The organism is Teredinibacter franksiae (assembly GCF_014218805.1).
GTDB classification, from domain to species: Bacteria; Pseudomonadota; Gammaproteobacteria; order Pseudomonadales; family Cellvibrionaceae; genus Teredinibacter; species Teredinibacter franksiae.
Window position 1 is genome coordinate 165969 of the sequence record NZ_JACJUV010000001.1, and the last position, 16762, is coordinate 182730.

The following is a 16762-nucleotide window of genomic DNA, read 5'->3' on the forward strand; positions in this document are numbered from 1 at the left end:
GCTCCTTAGAGTTTATTCTTATACGGATTTAGAGCTGGCCTCCATTGAGTGACAACATGAATGCGCAGCAAGGGAGAAACGGCAAATTATTGCATTCGCTCTTATTAGAAAAACACAGTGTGGAGCAGGGAGAAAGGCTGCGTAAAGTTGCAATTTATACTTATCACATATTGATACCCCAAAAACCCGCCTTAAGCGTCGACCTGTGGAATAAGGTGTCAAGCCGTTCTCAAAAGGCGTTTAGGTGCCGCACCACTTTACTTTTTTATTGCAAACAGAGGTATTACGGCGTAGAGGAAGAACCTAGGGGATACTATTAGGCTTGGTGCTTTCGACGGTAGTCGCTTGGTGTGATTAATACAAACCTCTTAAAAAACCGATTGAATGTAGCTTTACTGTTAAAGCCCGACGCATGGGCAATATCCTGAATACTCAAACCGAATTGTTCGGAATTCCGCAGTAATTGTTTCGCATGATTCAACCGGTAACCATTAATGAATTCATGGAAATTTTGCCGAAATTTACGATTTATAACAGTCGACACTTCTCGCGGGGCGAGCCCTACGATATCGGCAAACCGCTCCAATGTTAACTGAGGGTTTAGGAAGGCACCATCCGGTGCCATTGCCGACAGAATATTGTCTACATGGGCTTGATTCAGTTTAAAGCTTTCTTCTTTCACTTTTTCTGGAGCACGCAGTATTGCCAAGTGAAGCAACTGAATGTAAGCAAGATAAAGTACCAGAAAAAGCTTAAAGTAGTTTCCCGCAATACCCATAAAATCTGTAATTTCGCTCGACAAATACTGAGCAAGGAAATGCGTCAGCGCTGCCCAGCCCCAAAATACCGAAAACCCCGATATAAGTATTATTAAACCAAGATTGTTATACGCGCCAACAGTACTACGTTTAGCTTCGGCATTAAAATGGCGTACTAACAACAGCAGGCATATCACCCCATATACAACGGGGAATATTTTTTCAATAGAAATATACTCGTAGTAAAACGCATTAGCTTGCCCATAAATCCCCAAATTGAGAAATAAATCTCGCTGGGTAGCAAGATCAAAACGAAAGCAAACAATATAAAAATAGAGTGGAGCAAGACCTACGGGTAAAAAATGAAGGCATTGTACAGGCCTCAAGCGGAATTGATCATGCAGGCAAAAACACGTGTACCAGTACAAAAGCGGCCCTAGCATAAAGCTGACAGCGCTTAGTATAAGATACGTATAGGGGAAAACCCCAAACACCTGGTGACGAATGGGTTCTGCCCAATATATAAGCGTATAAAAAACAGCGAGAACGTTGGCAAAGAAAAAAAGTGCTAAAAATAAACGCGCGTGATACGACCGACTTCTAACAATTAAATAAACAGCGCCAAGTAACCCACATACACCAATAGTTAGCAATAAGGTTACATCGTGAATATTAAAAAGAAGGGCTTTCATACGAATAGAGGTGACTTTTCTGTAAAGCGTCGAATATGTTTAGTCGGGATTTCAGCGCCCATAGTAACAACCTATAGGCCAGTCTATCGACGGCTACCCATGGCCAACTATATCGATTTATCAGGAAAAAAGCTTTGAGCTTACGCACAGGCTTGGTTTATACCGTTTTCCTTTAACGCCAAATCCCAGCTGCCTCTGCTTTAAGGGGAACTGTTCTTTGTATGTTAACCAAGCAAATCTATTATGGTTCTGCAGGCCATTTTGAAAAAAGAGTTTTGCACTCCAGCATTAGCGCCTTCAACGATACAACGTTTTAGAGGGGAGCCTAAGGTTCAATTTATTATAGGGCAATCAACTCTGCAGTTTGATTTGGCGACCCGCATACTCTCTAAAATACACCATTAAAAAACGCCATTAAAAAACGCCATTAAAAAACGCCATTAAAACGGTTCAGGAATACCCAAAAATTACCACTTTTTATTCTCGTAGTTTATTCTCGCAGTTCTTTCCGTAAAATCTTTCCCACATTAGACTTCGGCAAATCGTCCCTAAACACAATAACCTTCGGTACTTTGTAGGGCGTAAGATTTTTTCGGCAATAATTGTACACCGCTTCTTCCGTTACCTTCTCGTCGGCTGCAACCACAAACAATTTAACCACTTCACCACACTTTTCATCGGCCACACCAATGGCAGCGGCCTCAATAATTTGTGGCATCTGACAAATGGTATCTTCAACCTCATTGGGGAATACGTTAAACCCAGAGACGAGTATCATGTCTTTCTTTCGGTCAACAATCCTTACATAACCCTTATCATCAATTTCTGCCACATCGCCGGTGCGTAGCCAACCGTCTTCGGTGAACACCGTTCGTGTCTCGTCTTCATTCTCCCAATAACCAAGCATGACCTGAGGGCCGCGTACACATAATTCTCCAGCCTCACCGGTAACCGTATTGCCCTCGTCATCAATCAACTTTAACTCGGTTTCCTGCAAGGGCAAGCCCACGGAACCGCGAACAATACCACCGATAAGGTTTCCACAGACAACCGGCGAAGTTTCGGTTAACCCATAGCCTTCACACACTTCGCAACCGGTAATGCTTTCCCAGGCTTTTGCGGCATCCTCGGTAAGGGCCATCCCTCCTGCGGAGGTCACTTTCAATTTGGAAAAATCCAGGGCTTTAAACGGTTCGAAACGGCACAGCGCAGTAAACAATGTATTAATACCAACAAACACTGTAATTTGGTGTTTACTCAAAGTTTTGACCATACCCGCCAAATCTCGCGGGTTTGGAATTAAGAGGTTATGTTCGCCCAAAGAGAAAGCCGCAAGTGCGTGCAGGTTTAACGCATAAATATGATACAGCGGTAGACATGCCACAAACGTTTCAGCACCTTCATCAAACGCTGAGGGTATGTGCTCTACCATTTGCCATACATTATCAGCCATATTTTTATGACTAAGCATTGCACCTTTTGATACGCCTGTAGTGCCACCCGTGTACTGTAACGTCATTACAGAATCTGGATTGAGCACTGGCCGCTCAAAAGGCTTACCCTTTTTGGAAATGGTCGAGCGAAACGAAACCGCGTGATCAAATTTGTATGCTGGCACCATTCTCTTAACGTACTTGACCACCGAGTTAATTAGCTGGCGCTTCGGGAACGGGTGCAGGTCGGCAATGTTCGTTACAATAACGGTTTCGACATCGGTCTGCTCAATAATGCTGGCCGCATTATGTGCAATATTCGACAACACAACCAACGCTTTAGCTCCACAGTCACGGAGTTGATAGCGAATTTCACGCGGCGTATACAGAGGGTTGGTGTTTACAACTATTAAGCCTGCACGGACTGCTCCGTAAAGGGCAACGGGAAATTGCAGTAGATTAGGTAATTGAATAGCTATTCGATCACCGGGAACCAAACCTAAATCGTTACGCAAATAACGTGCAAATCGCTCAGATAACTGATCAATTTGTTTGTAGGTCAGCGAGTAATCGAGACACGTGTATGCCGTTTTATCCGCATAGGATTTAAACGAATGCTCCAAAAGTTCCAGCGCGTTTTTATAACGGGTTACCAATGGCGGCCTCCTAAAATTCAATTTCAGCGAATTGCATGGCTGCCAAAGCCAGCATGTTTTCTCTTCAACCCTGAGTTAGATCCAAGGGAACCCGTAAAAAAAAACCCGTTTTTCTCCGAATGCCAAGCCGGAATTAAAATGAGTATGACGCTAGCCACCTAGAGCGAATCGAAGCGGCTCACTGTCGTTTGTCTCCGGCAAACATAGCGCCGAAGGCAACAAAACCTAACACTGTAACCGTTGCACCTTGATGCTGCGGCTGCAGTCAGTGGTTTATTACCTTTAACAATAAACCTGTCAGAATTGGCATTCTTCCATAGAGAGAAGATTTTTTGCCCCGGACTTGATAGTTTCCTTCAGGGTTCTTGTTCTAGGCAGAATACGAGCGTAATAGAACTGTGCAGTTTTCAGCTTACCTGTATAGAAATCTTGGTCATCTTTAGTATTTGCTGTCAACGCCACTTCCGCCGCTCTCGCCCAAAAGTAAGCAAGGGTTACATAACCAGAGTACATCAAATAATCTACCGCCGCCGCACCCACTTCTTCCGGGTCATTCAACGCAGCCATGCCAACGTGTAACGTTAACTCACCCCACTCCTTGTTCAGGGTTGCCAATGGCTCGACAAACTCTTGCATTTCTTCAGTTTGTGCGTGAGCCTGGCAGTACTTGTGAATTATTTTAGTGAAACGCTTCAGCAGCTCACCCTGACTGGAAAGCACTTTACGACCGAGTAGGTCGAGCGCCTGAATACCCGTTGTGCCCTCGTAGAGCATGGATATACGCGCGTCACGGACATTTTGCTCTACTCCCCACTCGCGAATATACCCGTGCCCACCAAAGCATTGTATGGCTAAGTTAGCCGATTCAAAGCCGGTTTCGGTCACAAAAGCTTTGGCAATAGGTGTTAACAAGGCCAACAATTCACCTGCAGCAAGCTGCTCTTCACCCTGCGAAAACTGTTCGGTATCGATCAGCTGCGCGGCGTAATAGATAAGCATACGCGCACCCTCAGCGAAGGCTTTCTGCGTGAGTAACATGCGCCTTACATCAGGGTGGACAATTATGGGGTCGGCTGGCCCGCTGGGATTCTTGGCGCCCGATAGTGCGCGCATTTGCAAGCGGTCTCGAGCGTACGCTAGCGACTTTTGATAGCCTAACTCAGCATGAGCCAAGCCCTGGATTGCAGTACCGAGGCGTGCAGTGTTCATAAAAGTGAACATACAGTTTAAGCCACGGTTCGGCGGGCCGATTAGAAAACCCTTGGCACCATCGAAATTCATAACGCAAGTGGCGTTACCGTGAATGCCCATTTTGTGCTCAAGGGAACCACAGACCACCTGGTTTCGTTCACCGACACCACCGTGATCATTGGCCAGAAATTTCGGCACAACAAACAAAGAGATGCCCTTTGTACCCTCGGGTGCATCAGGCAGGCGGGCCAACACGATATGCACAATGTTTTCAGCAAGGTCGTGTTCGCCTGCGGAAATAAACATTTTTGAACCGGTAATGCTGTAGCTACCGTCTTCATTGGGCTCGGCTTTGGTTTTGAGCATACCCAAGTCAGTACCACAATGCGCCTCGGTTAAACACATGGTACCCGTCCAGGCGCCCTCTACTAACTTGGTGAGGTATTGCTGCTTTTGCTCGTCTGTGCCGTGTAATTCAAGGGTTTTCATTGCCCCGTGGGCAAGGCCAGGATACATAGACCATGACCAGTTAGCAGAGCCTGTGAGCTCGTTCAGTACCGTACCTAATGACTCTGGGAGCCCCTGACCACCGTGCTCCAGTGCATGACACATAGATGGCCAACCACCGTCTACAAACTGCTGATAGGCCTCTTTGAAGCCATCTGGGGTTGTAACCACGCCATCAACCAGCGTACAACCCTGCTCATCTCCCACACGGTTTAAGGGGGAGATGACTTTTTCACAGAACTTAGCACCCTCCTCCAGTATTGCGTCCACTAGCTCTCGGGTAGCATCCTCTGCACAGGGTAATGTACCCAAGTGTTTCTCGTAGCCTAGCAATTCGTATAGGGCAAACTCTATATCTCGCAGCGGTGCCTTGTAATCCGACATCAGAAATCCTCTCTCTATAGCGCTCCTCTCAGTATAGGTTGAGGAGCCGGGCTATAGATTCTCCTGCTTCAAGTTTTCAAACAATTACCGATTGGTGCGAAATCAGTGGCAATTCTTTACTGAGGTGGAAACTCTTCAAACAGTCTCGCTATGTATTGTTCCGCATTAACTTCCCGCTCTTCTGGTGAAAGTGTCTCTCTTATACGGCCATCGATAGTGCCGCGCCAGACAACCTCTTTGGTAGCAGCATCGATAACATCGATGATAACGGTCCCTTGTTGATAATAGGTGGTCTGACCGCTAGAGGAACTCATACCAACGCTGTAGCCATAGCCATAGCCACCTCTGTACATGCCAACAGAACTGGTCGGCTGACTGGTTCTCACTCGGTTCTCTACCACCACTTGGTGCCGCACAAGAAAATCAGCGTTTTCCTGCGCCACCTCTAAATAGGCTTTGCGCAGCTCGCTGGAAGTGATATTCAAAATACGACCAACCTCCAGTTCGGACACCTTGGGGTTGGCGAAAACGGCCGGGTCAACGGGTAAAATGCTAAACGAACGCAAGCTCGAAAAGTCAAAAGTTGTGCTGTAATCAATCGAAGGCTTTGTTGAACAGGCCAAAAGTAGCACCGGCAAAGCCAGCAATACCATACTAATTCTCATTATTTTCATACAAACCTCATTTTGGGAATTCATGAGAAGGATCTTCTCGTAATCGCGAGCGGTACTCGCCGGGTGTTTGCCCAGTCCATTTTTTAAACGACCGAAAAAATGCGCTGGGCTCATCAAAACCAAGCTTTTCAGCAATGTCGGAGTTAGACAGTTCCAAGCACGACAAGTAGTAGATAGCGGCCTCCATTCTACAATCGTCCTTCAGTTTTTGATAGGACACGTTGTCTTTGCTCAACTGGCGCCGGAGGGTTGTTACCGACATGTTTAGCTGGCTTGCCAACTGCTCTGCGGACGGCATGGCTCCGCTTACATCGCGCTTAAGAACATTCCTTACCTTTTCACCAAAACTAAGCTTTAACGGGTCTTGCGTCACGATATGATAGGGAGCCGTCCTAAGGAACAAGGACAAAGAATCGTTATCTTGAACTACGGGATAATCCAAACATTCAAGCGCAAATGTAAAACCATTGCGATCGCTGTTGTACTCTATATTCTGGTCTTCCACAAAGGCCAGCGGAGCGAAGCTTTTATGTTTATCGTATGTCAGCTGAATAGACTTCAAAGGAATAGTTTTTCCGGTTAACCATTCCGTAAATTTATGCCAGGTGATAATGGATGTGAGAATATTGGAAGGATCGGCCTGATCGATTAAATGATCGAAATCCTCGCCCGATATAGAATGAACCCGTGCCATAGCGACGATGGCTTGAGATTCTGTCGACTCAACCCGAAAACGAACTCTCATACCGCGGCAAATCTCAGAAAATTCACCGGCACGATTTATTGCCTGCTTTAAGTTGGTACAGCTCATTAGGGTAAGGCACATTAAACGGAAAGACCCCAATGGCACTTTCCCTCCGGTAAACATTCCAAACCATTCATCGGCAGCAACACGCATAACAGCCTGATACAACAACCCATAGGTTTTACCAGAAACCTCTTTCCACTTGGAAAGGTCAGCCCAGTCAACCTGCGCCAATTGCAAGATTTGGTTTCTGTCGCAACCTGAGGCTTCTGCCTGTTCGAGTAACCTTATGGCATATTCTGTAGGGATTGTTGAATCTTTAAGGCTCATTAGTCTTTGCTTTTAGTATTTTGCGCGCTGAAATCTAGATCTTCCTTTCGACCCTTCAGCCAACGTAATAAAACAGCGACCGGAAGCGCAACAACCACAATAGCCCCCAAAAGCACAACAATTATCCAAAAGCCTTGAATGAGTTTTTCTACTGGGTAGCCAAAACGAACAACCATCATCCACAATGACGCGCCACAGGCACTAAGAAGCACCATAAACTGGTAGCGTTTGTTGACCTTCAATCGTATTTTCAAATTACAAAAAACCTATTATAAAAAAGCTTTTTCCTGCGTCCATTCACAGTTTACCTGCTTAATTCCGGCCCCGGGTGAATGACCGCTACTCAAGCTCTCCCAGGTAAAGGTATGCGTACCGGTAAGCTCCGTTTCTAAATGCACGACCGCCGACACCCAGTACATGCGATTAAGCAGCGCCTCAAACTTTTCCATCCACTGGCTCCACTCATACTCTACCGCTTTGTATGAAGCGCCAAAATGCATAACTTCTGTTTGGTAGTGCTCTCCACCGCTTTCTATCCGCGGTATGGCAAACATTTCCTGACACAAATAAGGCCATTCATCTGCTTTCGGCAACGAAAGCATAGCATCACGGTTTGTGCTCCGACGCAGCTCGTCATCATTGAAGTGCACCGCATCTTTAATACAGCCGTATACAATGGATTCTTCCATCCACTCCCCCTAAAAAGGCCACCACCAGGATGAATCCAGGCGGTTTTCACACTTGTTGAGTTGTTGTTGGTACGTTCGAGCGCGGCTATCGACCTTTTTGGCGACAGATGTCAACCATGCTTTAGATTTATATGTGCCTCGTGAATAGCCGCCATGCCCTTCGTGATACGCAAGATACAACCTGTAAGTATCATTTGCTGCGATTTTATTCCGTTTCACGCTAATACTGTTGTACCAAGCAACAAAATCGATAGCATCCTCAAAATCGTCACGGTCTGCACCCCAACGGCCGGCTTTATCCTTGTACCAATCCCAGGTCTCATCTTTTGCCTGGGGATAGCCATACGCGCTGCTTTTGCGCGGCCCTGGTATAAAACCCAGTATTTTTTTTCTTGGCGGTTTGGCTTTAGACACAAACCGGCTCTCCTGATGCATCATCGCCATGTTTGTGGCAATAGGAATACCCCAATTTTTACTGGCTTTTTTCGCCTGCTTGTACCATTTGTCTTTTTCATCAAATATATGACAAATATTGTCCTGCTTCTTAGGGGGTGAAGACGCACAACCCACACATAAAACCGTGATAACAGCTAAAGCAAACCGGCGACTGAAAACACAAAAGAGGGTCATTCAAACGCCCCCAAAAACTGCACAAATGCAGCTTCGTCCATAACGTTTACCTCTAGCTTTTCGGCTTTAGCCAGCTTGGAACCGGCGCCCGGCCCAGCCACAACGCAGTATGTTTTTGCCGATACACTACCAGCCACTTTCGCGCCAAGGGCCTGCAATTTTTCTTTCGCTTCATCTCTGGCCATGGTTTCCAGCGTACCGGTCAACACCCATGTTTGACCAACCAAGGGTAATTCTGCGACCTCTACCGGCTCCTTCTCTTCCCAGTTTATGCCGGCCTTTTTTAAATCGTCGACCGCCTGTAAATTCTCATTTTGGCGAAAAAACTCATAGACAAAGTGTGCGACCACAGGGCCCACATCGTCAACCAACTGCAGTGCATCCGTGTCTGCATGGATAATATTGTCGAGTTTGCCAAAATGCTGTGCCAAATTGCGGGCCGTGGCCTGACCAACCTCACGAATGCCCAATGCGAATAAAAAGCGAGGCAGCGTTGTATTTTTACTTTTATTTAAGGCAGCCAAAAGATTGTCGGCCGATTTTTCCGCCATGCGCTCCAGCGCCGCCAATTTATCTTTAGGAACAGTAAATAGATCCGCTATTTGCTTTACCAAACCAGCATCAACCAACTGCTCAACCAATTTATCGCCTAGACCATCCACATCCATAGCCTGGCGGCTTGCAAAATGTTTAATCGCCTCTTTTCGTTGGGCCTCGCAAATTAAGCCGCCACTGCAACGCGCAACAACCTCGCCAGGAGCCGTTTCCACCGGGGAGCTGCACACAGGACAATGTTGTGGGAATTCAATGGCTTTTAAGGAAGACGTTATCTTGCTCGGAACCACAGCAACAATTTGGGGAATAACGTCGCCCGCACGGCGCACAACAACGGTATCGCCAACACAAACACCAAGCCGTTCAATTTCATCTCGGTTATGCAGTGTTGCGTTAGAAACCGTTACACCACCGACAAATACGGGCTGTAATCGCGCTACTGGTGTAATAGCTCCCGTACGCCCCACCTGAAATTCCACCCCATTTAGTGTGGTCATTTCTTCCTGAGCCGGAAATTTATGGGCAATAGCCCAACGTGGGGCACGGGAAACAAAACCCAGCTGCTGCTGTAATGGAATACTATTAATTTTAAAGACAATACCGTCAATATCGTAGGCAAGGGCACCACGTCGCTGCTCGAGCTGCCGATAATAATCTAGACACCCCTCCACCCCAGCTACAACCTTTAACTCTTCGCTTACGATAAAACCCCACTCTTTAAGGCAGGACAATATTTGACTGTGCGTTTTGGGCAATTCACCTTCAACATAACCCACATTGTACGCACACATAACCAACGGCCGACTTGCGGTGATCGCAGAATCCAGCTGCCGCAAACTTCCAGCTGCCGCATTCCGTGGGTTTACAAAGGGTTTTTCACCTTTTTCGGCTGCGCGCTTATTAAGCTTTTCAAAGCCCGCTTTAGGCATAAATATTTCGCCACGAACTTCTAGTACTGCCGGTATTTCTTCGCCCGCAAGCTGAAGCGGAATAGACCCAATAGTGCGGACGTTCTGGGTAATGTTTTCACCCGAAGCACCGTCTCCTCTGGTAGCACCTCGCTCAAGCGTACCCATGCGGTATAACAGGCTAACGGCAATACCATCGAATTTAGGCTCGCAGCTATACTCCAATGTTTCATCACTTTTAAGCCGGTCTTTAATACGTTTATCGAACGCCACCATATCGTCTTCGTTAAATGCGTTGTCTAACGAGAGCATAGGCATTTCGTGCACAACACTTTCAAAAGCCGAAAGCGGCGCTTCACCTACCCGCTGGGTAGGTGAAGACGAAACACGTAGTGAAGAGTAGGTATCCTCAAGCTTCTTTAGTTCCTGAAAAAGGCGGTCGTACTCAGCGTCGGAGATTTCGGGCTGATCGAGCAGGTAATACTGCTTGTTATGGTAATTAAGCTGTTTGGTCAGTTCAGCACAGCGCGCTACAGCCTGTGCCGTCGGCTGTGAAATTGAATCACTCATGCAGGGTTCTCAATTAATTAGCTTAACAACAAACACGTTACACGCGAGCCAGTCTTTGCTTGCGCTCATATTCCACCACCAGCTCCCTGTCGTAGTCGATAGTTTGTTGTTTCATTACGCTGCGGTTTTTATCCATTAACACACCATCTAAAGCTTCAGCCAACGCTTTAGACGTTTCGGCCATGTTGTCATAGGCTCGTATACAGATACCATCAACGGGCTCGCCCTCTTCGTCAGTTATTTCAAGAGGAAGACTTAAAAACAGACTCACGCCCGGGGTTTCAAATTCGTTCATTTTTGCAAGGTTAAAAGTACCCGGCACAACCATATTGGCCAAACTGAATACCACCGGGCCATCACCGTCGTCGTTAATGTGGCGATGAAATATATCCATAGCGCCAAGCTTCATCCCACGCTCCATCAACGCCGACAGCAGCCTATCCCCCGGAAAACGGCACCCCGAGCGCGCCATCACATTGATAATAAGTACTTCATCGGGCTGTTGAATATTTTGCGGTTCTTCCTTTACCTGTGCGGCTGAACGTTCGACAGACTTTGAACTTAACGCAGGTTTTTGCCCTATAGGTTGCGGCTCGGGTTGGTCTAGCTCAATACTTTCGTCGAGCGAATCGAAGTCACCTAATATCGGTTCGTTAACGCTCTCAATTTCGTCAACGGTTTCATCCTCGTTTTCACTCCCGTCATCGACCACAGAATCCATGAGCATGGGTACATGCTCATCAAGGTTAAGCGTAACCTGCTCCGGAATTCTATTAGGCGCCCCTACTGTCGTTTTCTTTTCGAGGTAGGTTTTTTTAATGTTCAAGTTTAAGTTCGAAACATCCTTATCTGCTCTTCGGCTGGCAACTCGAGCGCCACCACTTGGAAACTCACTATTGCTAATAGAAGCTTCCTCTTTATCTGCTTTAGTAACATTCCTCGAAAGCTGCAAATTTTCACGTCGAGACTGACGCATTCGACGAAAGGCATCCAATAGAATGCCCACAATAAGCAAGACGATAATAACCGTTAACCAATCTCGCATAACTGATATAAACCCCCAAATAAAATTCTTAGCCCAGACAGCGGTTATACCGCTGCCAACTCCGCGGCTTCTTCCACATCTACCGTTACCATGCGCGAAACACCCGGTTCGTGCATGGTAACGCCCATTAACTGATGCGCCATTTCCATGGCAATTTTGTTATGGGTAATGTAAATAAACTGCACCTGATCCGACATTTCATTCACCATTCGCGCGTAACGACCAACGTTGGCATCGTCGAGCGGTGCATCAACCTCATCGAGCATACAGAATGGAGCCGGATTCAAACGGAATATTGAAAACACCAACGCAATAGCGGTAAGTGCCTTTTCGCCACCAGAAAGTAAGTGAATCGTACTGTTTTTCTTCCCCGGTGGGCGCGCCATAATCGCAATACCCGTATCCAACATATCTTCCCCCGTCAGCTCCAGGTATGCATGGCCGCCACCGAACACTTTCGGGAACAACTCCTGTAACCCAGTATTAATCTGGTCGAAGGTTTCTTTAAACCGCGTTCGTGTTTCACGGTCAATTTTCTTAATGGCATTTTCAAGCGTTTCCAGCGCGTCATTCAAATCTTCGTTCTGTGCATCGAGATAGTTTTTACGCTCAGATTCGGTTTTATATTCATCAATTGCCGCTAGGTTAATAGGCCCTAGCCGACCAATACGATTGCCTATTTTCGTCAGGGTTTCTTCGAGGTAGGTCTCATCTTCATCCTCATCTAATACAGCCAACACGGTTTGCAGATCGAACTCCTGCTCCACTAATTGCTGTTTTAAGCCGTCACTCTGCACATCCAATGTTTGCGCATCCAATCGGGCTTTCTCGAGCGAACTACGAATATTGGTTATGGTGGATTCAATTTGATGGCGCTGCTTCTCAATGTCACGCAATGCGGTTTCCACCGCTTCTACCAATTGGCGAGTTTGCGTAAGCTCCTGCTCAACACTAATGCGTTTTTCCAGTAGCACTTCCAATTCGAGCTTATGTTCTTCAACAGGTTCCCGGTTTTCTTCAAGTGACGTTTTTAGGGTTTCGCGCCGCTCTTGCATACGACCCATTTGGTCTTGCAGGCGCTGGATTCCCTGCCGAATAGCATCTACCTGTGTTTTAAGCGATTGGTGGCGCATGGCCAATTCGTGGGCGCGATCTTTGTCATGGCGAGCCTTTTGTCGGGCCTGATCTAGCTTGCTGCGAATTTCGTCTCGACGATGCAGCAATTTTTCTCGCTCGTCGGTATCCGACTCCATGGCGCCAATAGCAGCCTGTAGTAAAGTACGAGCTTCTATAAGATTCTTTGATTCAGCATCCATTTGCACGCGCGCTTCGTTAATGTCACGCTCGGCACGCTCACGCCCCTCAACAACCTGTTCCACTTTGGCTCTACGGGCGCTGAGGTCGGCTTTTATTTCTCCGTATTTGCGCTTCATGTCGTCGGCTTCACGGCGAAGGTTGTCCCGATCTCTTTCAGCATCGGCGTGGCGTGATTTCGTCGCCTCAAGATCATCACTGATGCTCTCAATTTTCTCTTCGAGCGCCGCAATGCGTGTTTCCAACTGCTCCAGCTCTTGCTGGCGAGCAATAACACCCGCACCGGAATCGTCATCTTTAACGACTTTTAGCCAATTCGGCCCCAGCCAAATACCGTCTGGTGTCACTATTGACTCGCCCGCCACTAAAGCCCCACGCTTTGCGAAAGCCGTGGCAAGGTCTTCGGCTATTTTTATACCCTGTAGCAGCGATGAAAGATCGGCTGCAGAAGTAACCTTTGCCAGCAACGAATCTTCACCCGCCGAACCAGCTGCATTTGCGGTGGTTTCAAACAGGGTTAGCTCGCCGGCCTCTATACCACCAAGCGCGTCTGTTAACCCCTGTAGAGAGTCTTCTAGGCAAACAGCCTGCAATGACTTACCCAATACGACTTCAACCGCTTTAGCCCAACCGGATGCCACTTCAAGCTTTTCTGCCAAGCGCGGGTATTCGGCCAACCCTTGCGCATTCAACCAGTCGCCAATAACACCGCCAGACTGCCCCAACGCCGCCTGCTGCAAAGTTTCCAATGAAGCAAAGCGCCCACGTGCAGATTGTAATTCGCCGCGCAGTTGATCACGCTCTTCAGTGAGACCGTATTGTTTTTCCCGTGCGTCGGTAACAACTTCACTAAGAGACTCTACCTGCTCGGCCTTCTCTTCTAAGCCCAACTCTAGGGTAGCCACCTCTTCCTGAAGAAGCTCTATATCGTCTTTGACATCGCCGACAACCAGGCTGTCGCGCTCACTTTCCAGCTTTTCTATTCGCTCAAGTAAACGAGTTTGTACCTGCTCAAGGTACTTAATACGCGATTGTTGCACTTCTGCCTGTTGGCGCGGCTCGGCTGCACGTTGGTTAAACTGGTCCCAGTCCTGCTGCCAGAGATGCATGCCATCTTCTGCTTCCAGCAACACAGCGCCAGACTCCTCTTCCGCCCCTTTAACAATGTCGAGTTCCGGCACTATCTCTAGTAGCTCGGCTTCCCAGCCTTCGGCTTTTGCCTTATCGAGGGCAAGATGTTCTTCGGCCTCGGCACAATCGCGCTCAGTTTGCTGGATATCAACCTTAAGTTGACGCTCCCGCTCTTCGGCATGCTGAATGGCTTGCTCTATACGGGTAATATCGGAGCCGATGGCGTAGTAGCGCCCCTGAACCTCGTTGAAGCGATCACTCTTGTCGGTATACTCGGCACGGAACTTTTCAATCTCGGAATCCTGCCGAACCCGCTCCGTAATCTGAGCTTCAACTTTCAGCTCCAGCTGCTTGATTTCTTTATGTTTTTCTTCAGATTTTGCCTGCAGCATTTGATAGCGCAGCGCATGAAGTTTGGCCTTAAGTTCACGCTCTTCTTTTTTGAACTCTGAGTACTTTTCAGCCGCTTGAGATTGTCGCTCTAGGCGAGAAAGTTGCCGCCCAAGCTCTTCGCGAATGTCAGTCAAGCGTTCGAGGTTTTCGTGTGTTCGACGCATGCGGTTTTCAGTATCGCGACGACGCTCTTTGTATTTGGAAATGCCAGCGGCCTCCTCCACATACACCCGCAACTCTTCAGGCTTGGCTTCGATCAGGCGCGAAATCATACCCTGCTCAATAATCGCGTAGCTACGCGGCCCCAAGCCGGTACCCAAGAAAATATCGGTAATATCACGCCGACGACATTTACTGCCATTAAGGTAGTAAAAATTCTGGCTTTCGCGGGTTACCTTACGCTTAATCGATATTTCGTTATATCCAGCAAACTCCCCAACTATGGTGCCGTCACTGTTATCGAAAATCAGCTCGATAGACGCCTGCCCTACGGGCTTTCGACTACTAGAGCCGTTAAAAATAACGTCTGTCATGGCTTCGCCACGCAGGTTCTTCGCCGACGATTCCCCCATTACCCAGCGCACGGCATCGATAATATTCGACTTACCGCAACCGTTGGGCCCAACAACAGCGCAGAGGTTACTGGGGAAATTGACGGTGGTGGGGTCTACAAACGACTTAAACCCGGCCAGCTTGATACATTTCAACCGCATAAAGAGAAAACACCAGTATTTATTGCACTCCCAGAAGAATATCCAAAAGTGAGATTCAGAGAAAACAGCCGATTCTACACAGATAGACCCGGCTAATCATCAGTGATTTTTTTAATTTTAGGGGCACAAAATACAGCGCCACAAAACCGCTTATTTTTTGATCAAAAACAGGCTAATCTATCTGCTCAACAATTTTAAGCGATACCGTACCCGCATGCTCTGCCACAATAATTGGCCCCTCTGCCACCTGCCAATCACCGGCTTGCGGTATAGCACTGCCTGAACCACTGATACGCGCCACCACTTCCACCTGAGGGAAGCTACCAAGATCCATACCTGGCGCCATCGCGCTGGTTTTATCGAGCGTAATTCTAATCGGTAAATCAGATACTTTTAGCTTTCGAATGGCCAAAGGCATTTTGGGCCCCTGCCAAGCTCGCGCATACACAAAAACCTGATCATCAGGGTTTACGCTAACAATATTCTTATCGTAACTGACCGAAACACTTATTTTCGGCCCATCGGCGGACTCTTTTTTCTTACCTTTACTGCTCACTTTTTCCGACTTTGATAAGGCCGCTTGAGCGCTGGCAATACCCGATGACAACGCCACAGAAGCGGGGGAATTTGGGTCTAGCTGAGAAATAGCCAAACTCCAATGGTCTATAGCCGTCTGGTAAGCACCCGACTGGAAGGCCTCTATACCGGCCAAACCCAGTGCCGTGGGTATCCGTGGGTTGAGCTGCAACGCCATCTGAGTATTTTCACTGACTTCCGGCGTTATGGTATTACCCGCTCGTAAAAACAACGCCTGTGCTAACTCCGCCATTACCTGGGGGGCATTGGACTCTAGCTCGAGCACCCGCCGATAGGCACGCACCGCCTCATCGTGATCACCAAGATCGGAAGAAACAGACGCCAACAGATACCAGCTCTGACTGTTGGTGGGCTTCTGTTCAAGGCGGGTTTGCAAGCTTTGTAACAGGCTCTCGCTAACCTCCCGCCTCTCGGCCGGGTCCGTTGCATGCGCCCTTTTCATCGACAATTGGTATATATCCCAATCGGCCTTACCTCCGACCGCGCCATAAAATATCAATGCGCAAAGCGGCAATGCTAAAGAAAGCCCAAGCACAGGTAAGCGGCTTTTAAAGCTGGCGATTATGGGCCTTTCAGACTGCGCGGCTAGGTTATGCGTTTCGGCTGACAGGGTTTTTTCGAGGTCGGCTTTTAGCTGTTGTAACTCTACCTGTTCAATTTCACCGCGAAAATGGGTTGCTTCCAGTTCCTTTATTTGATCCTGATACACGCCTTTGTTCAATTCGCCTTGCTCATCGGCAAGAAGTTCCCGTTTCTTTTCTCTGCGCACAAACACCGTAGGCCAAATAAGAAAGCCTGCCGCCAATACACTGAGCGCCAAAAAACCTTGCCAGAAAGGAATATTCAC

General features: G+C 47.7%; 12 protein-coding genes. All 12 read right to left on the reverse strand.

The genetic code is table 11. The features are described 5' to 3' along the window. Nucleotides 1-316: 316 nt before the first annotated feature. Complete coding sequence (locus H5336_RS00620) at nucleotides 317-1450, reverse strand: helix-turn-helix domain-containing protein (RefSeq protein WP_185230407.1); 1134 nt, start codon at nucleotides 1448-1450, stop codon at nucleotides 317-319. Nucleotides 1451-1940: 490 nt separating this feature from the next. Continuing rightward, nucleotides 1941-3539, reverse strand: coding sequence for an AMP-binding protein (locus tag H5336_RS00625; protein ID WP_185230408.1), 1599 nt, complete (start codon nucleotides 3537-3539; stop codon nucleotides 1941-1943). A gap of 297 nt (nucleotides 3540-3836) precedes the next feature. Next, nucleotides 3837-5621: an acyl-CoA dehydrogenase C-terminal domain-containing protein gene (locus tag H5336_RS00630; protein ID WP_185230409.1), complete on the reverse strand. Its 1785-nt coding sequence runs from the start codon at nucleotides 5619-5621 to the stop codon at nucleotides 3837-3839. 116 nt (nucleotides 5622-5737) lie between these two features. After that, nucleotides 5738-6295: a DUF4136 domain-containing protein gene (locus H5336_RS00635; RefSeq protein ID WP_185230410.1), complete on the reverse strand. Its 558-nt coding sequence runs from the start codon at nucleotides 6293-6295 to the stop codon at nucleotides 5738-5740. Nucleotides 6296-6302: 7 nt separating this feature from the next. Further along, the gene (locus tag H5336_RS00640) at nucleotides 6303-7370 is read right to left on the reverse strand and encodes an AraC family transcriptional regulator (RefSeq protein ID WP_185230411.1); all 1068 of its coding nucleotides are present in this window, start codon (nucleotides 7368-7370) and stop codon (nucleotides 6303-6305) included. After that, nucleotides 7370-7624 carry a hypothetical protein gene (locus H5336_RS00645; RefSeq protein WP_185230412.1) on the reverse strand — a complete coding sequence of 85 codons (255 nt, stop codon included), beginning with the start codon at nucleotides 7622-7624 and terminating at the stop codon, nucleotides 7370-7372. Before H5336_RS00645 ends, H5336_RS00640 begins: the two co-directional genes overlap by 1 nt. A 15-nt stretch (nucleotides 7625-7639) precedes the next feature. Next, a complete protein-coding gene (locus tag H5336_RS00650; RefSeq protein WP_185230413.1) occupies nucleotides 7640-8059 on the reverse strand; it encodes a hypothetical protein in 420 nt (139 codons plus the stop codon). Between the two features lie 9 nt (nucleotides 8060-8068). After that, entirely contained in the window at nucleotides 8069-8689 is a 621-nt protein-coding gene (locus tag H5336_RS00655; RefSeq protein ID WP_185230415.1) for a transglycosylase SLT domain-containing protein, read from the reverse strand. Then, the gene (gene ligA / locus H5336_RS00660) at nucleotides 8686-10722 is read right to left on the reverse strand and encodes an NAD-dependent DNA ligase LigA (RefSeq protein WP_185230417.1); all 2037 of its coding nucleotides are present in this window, start codon (nucleotides 10720-10722) and stop codon (nucleotides 8686-8688) included. Before ligA ends, H5336_RS00655 begins: the two co-directional genes overlap by 4 nt. A 37-nt stretch (nucleotides 10723-10759) precedes the next feature. Then, complete coding sequence (zipA, locus tag H5336_RS00665) at nucleotides 10760-11767, reverse strand: cell division protein ZipA (protein WP_185230419.1); 1008 nt, start codon at nucleotides 11765-11767, stop codon at nucleotides 10760-10762. Between the two features lie 44 nt (nucleotides 11768-11811). Continuing rightward, complete coding sequence (gene smc, locus H5336_RS00670; protein WP_185230421.1) at nucleotides 11812-15318, reverse strand: chromosome segregation protein SMC; 3507 nt, start codon at nucleotides 15316-15318, stop codon at nucleotides 11812-11814. Between the two features lie 172 nt (nucleotides 15319-15490). Further along, nucleotides 15491-16762, reverse strand: coding sequence for a c-type cytochrome biogenesis protein CcmI (gene ccmI / locus H5336_RS00675; protein ID WP_185230423.1), 1272 nt, complete (start codon nucleotides 16760-16762; stop codon nucleotides 15491-15493).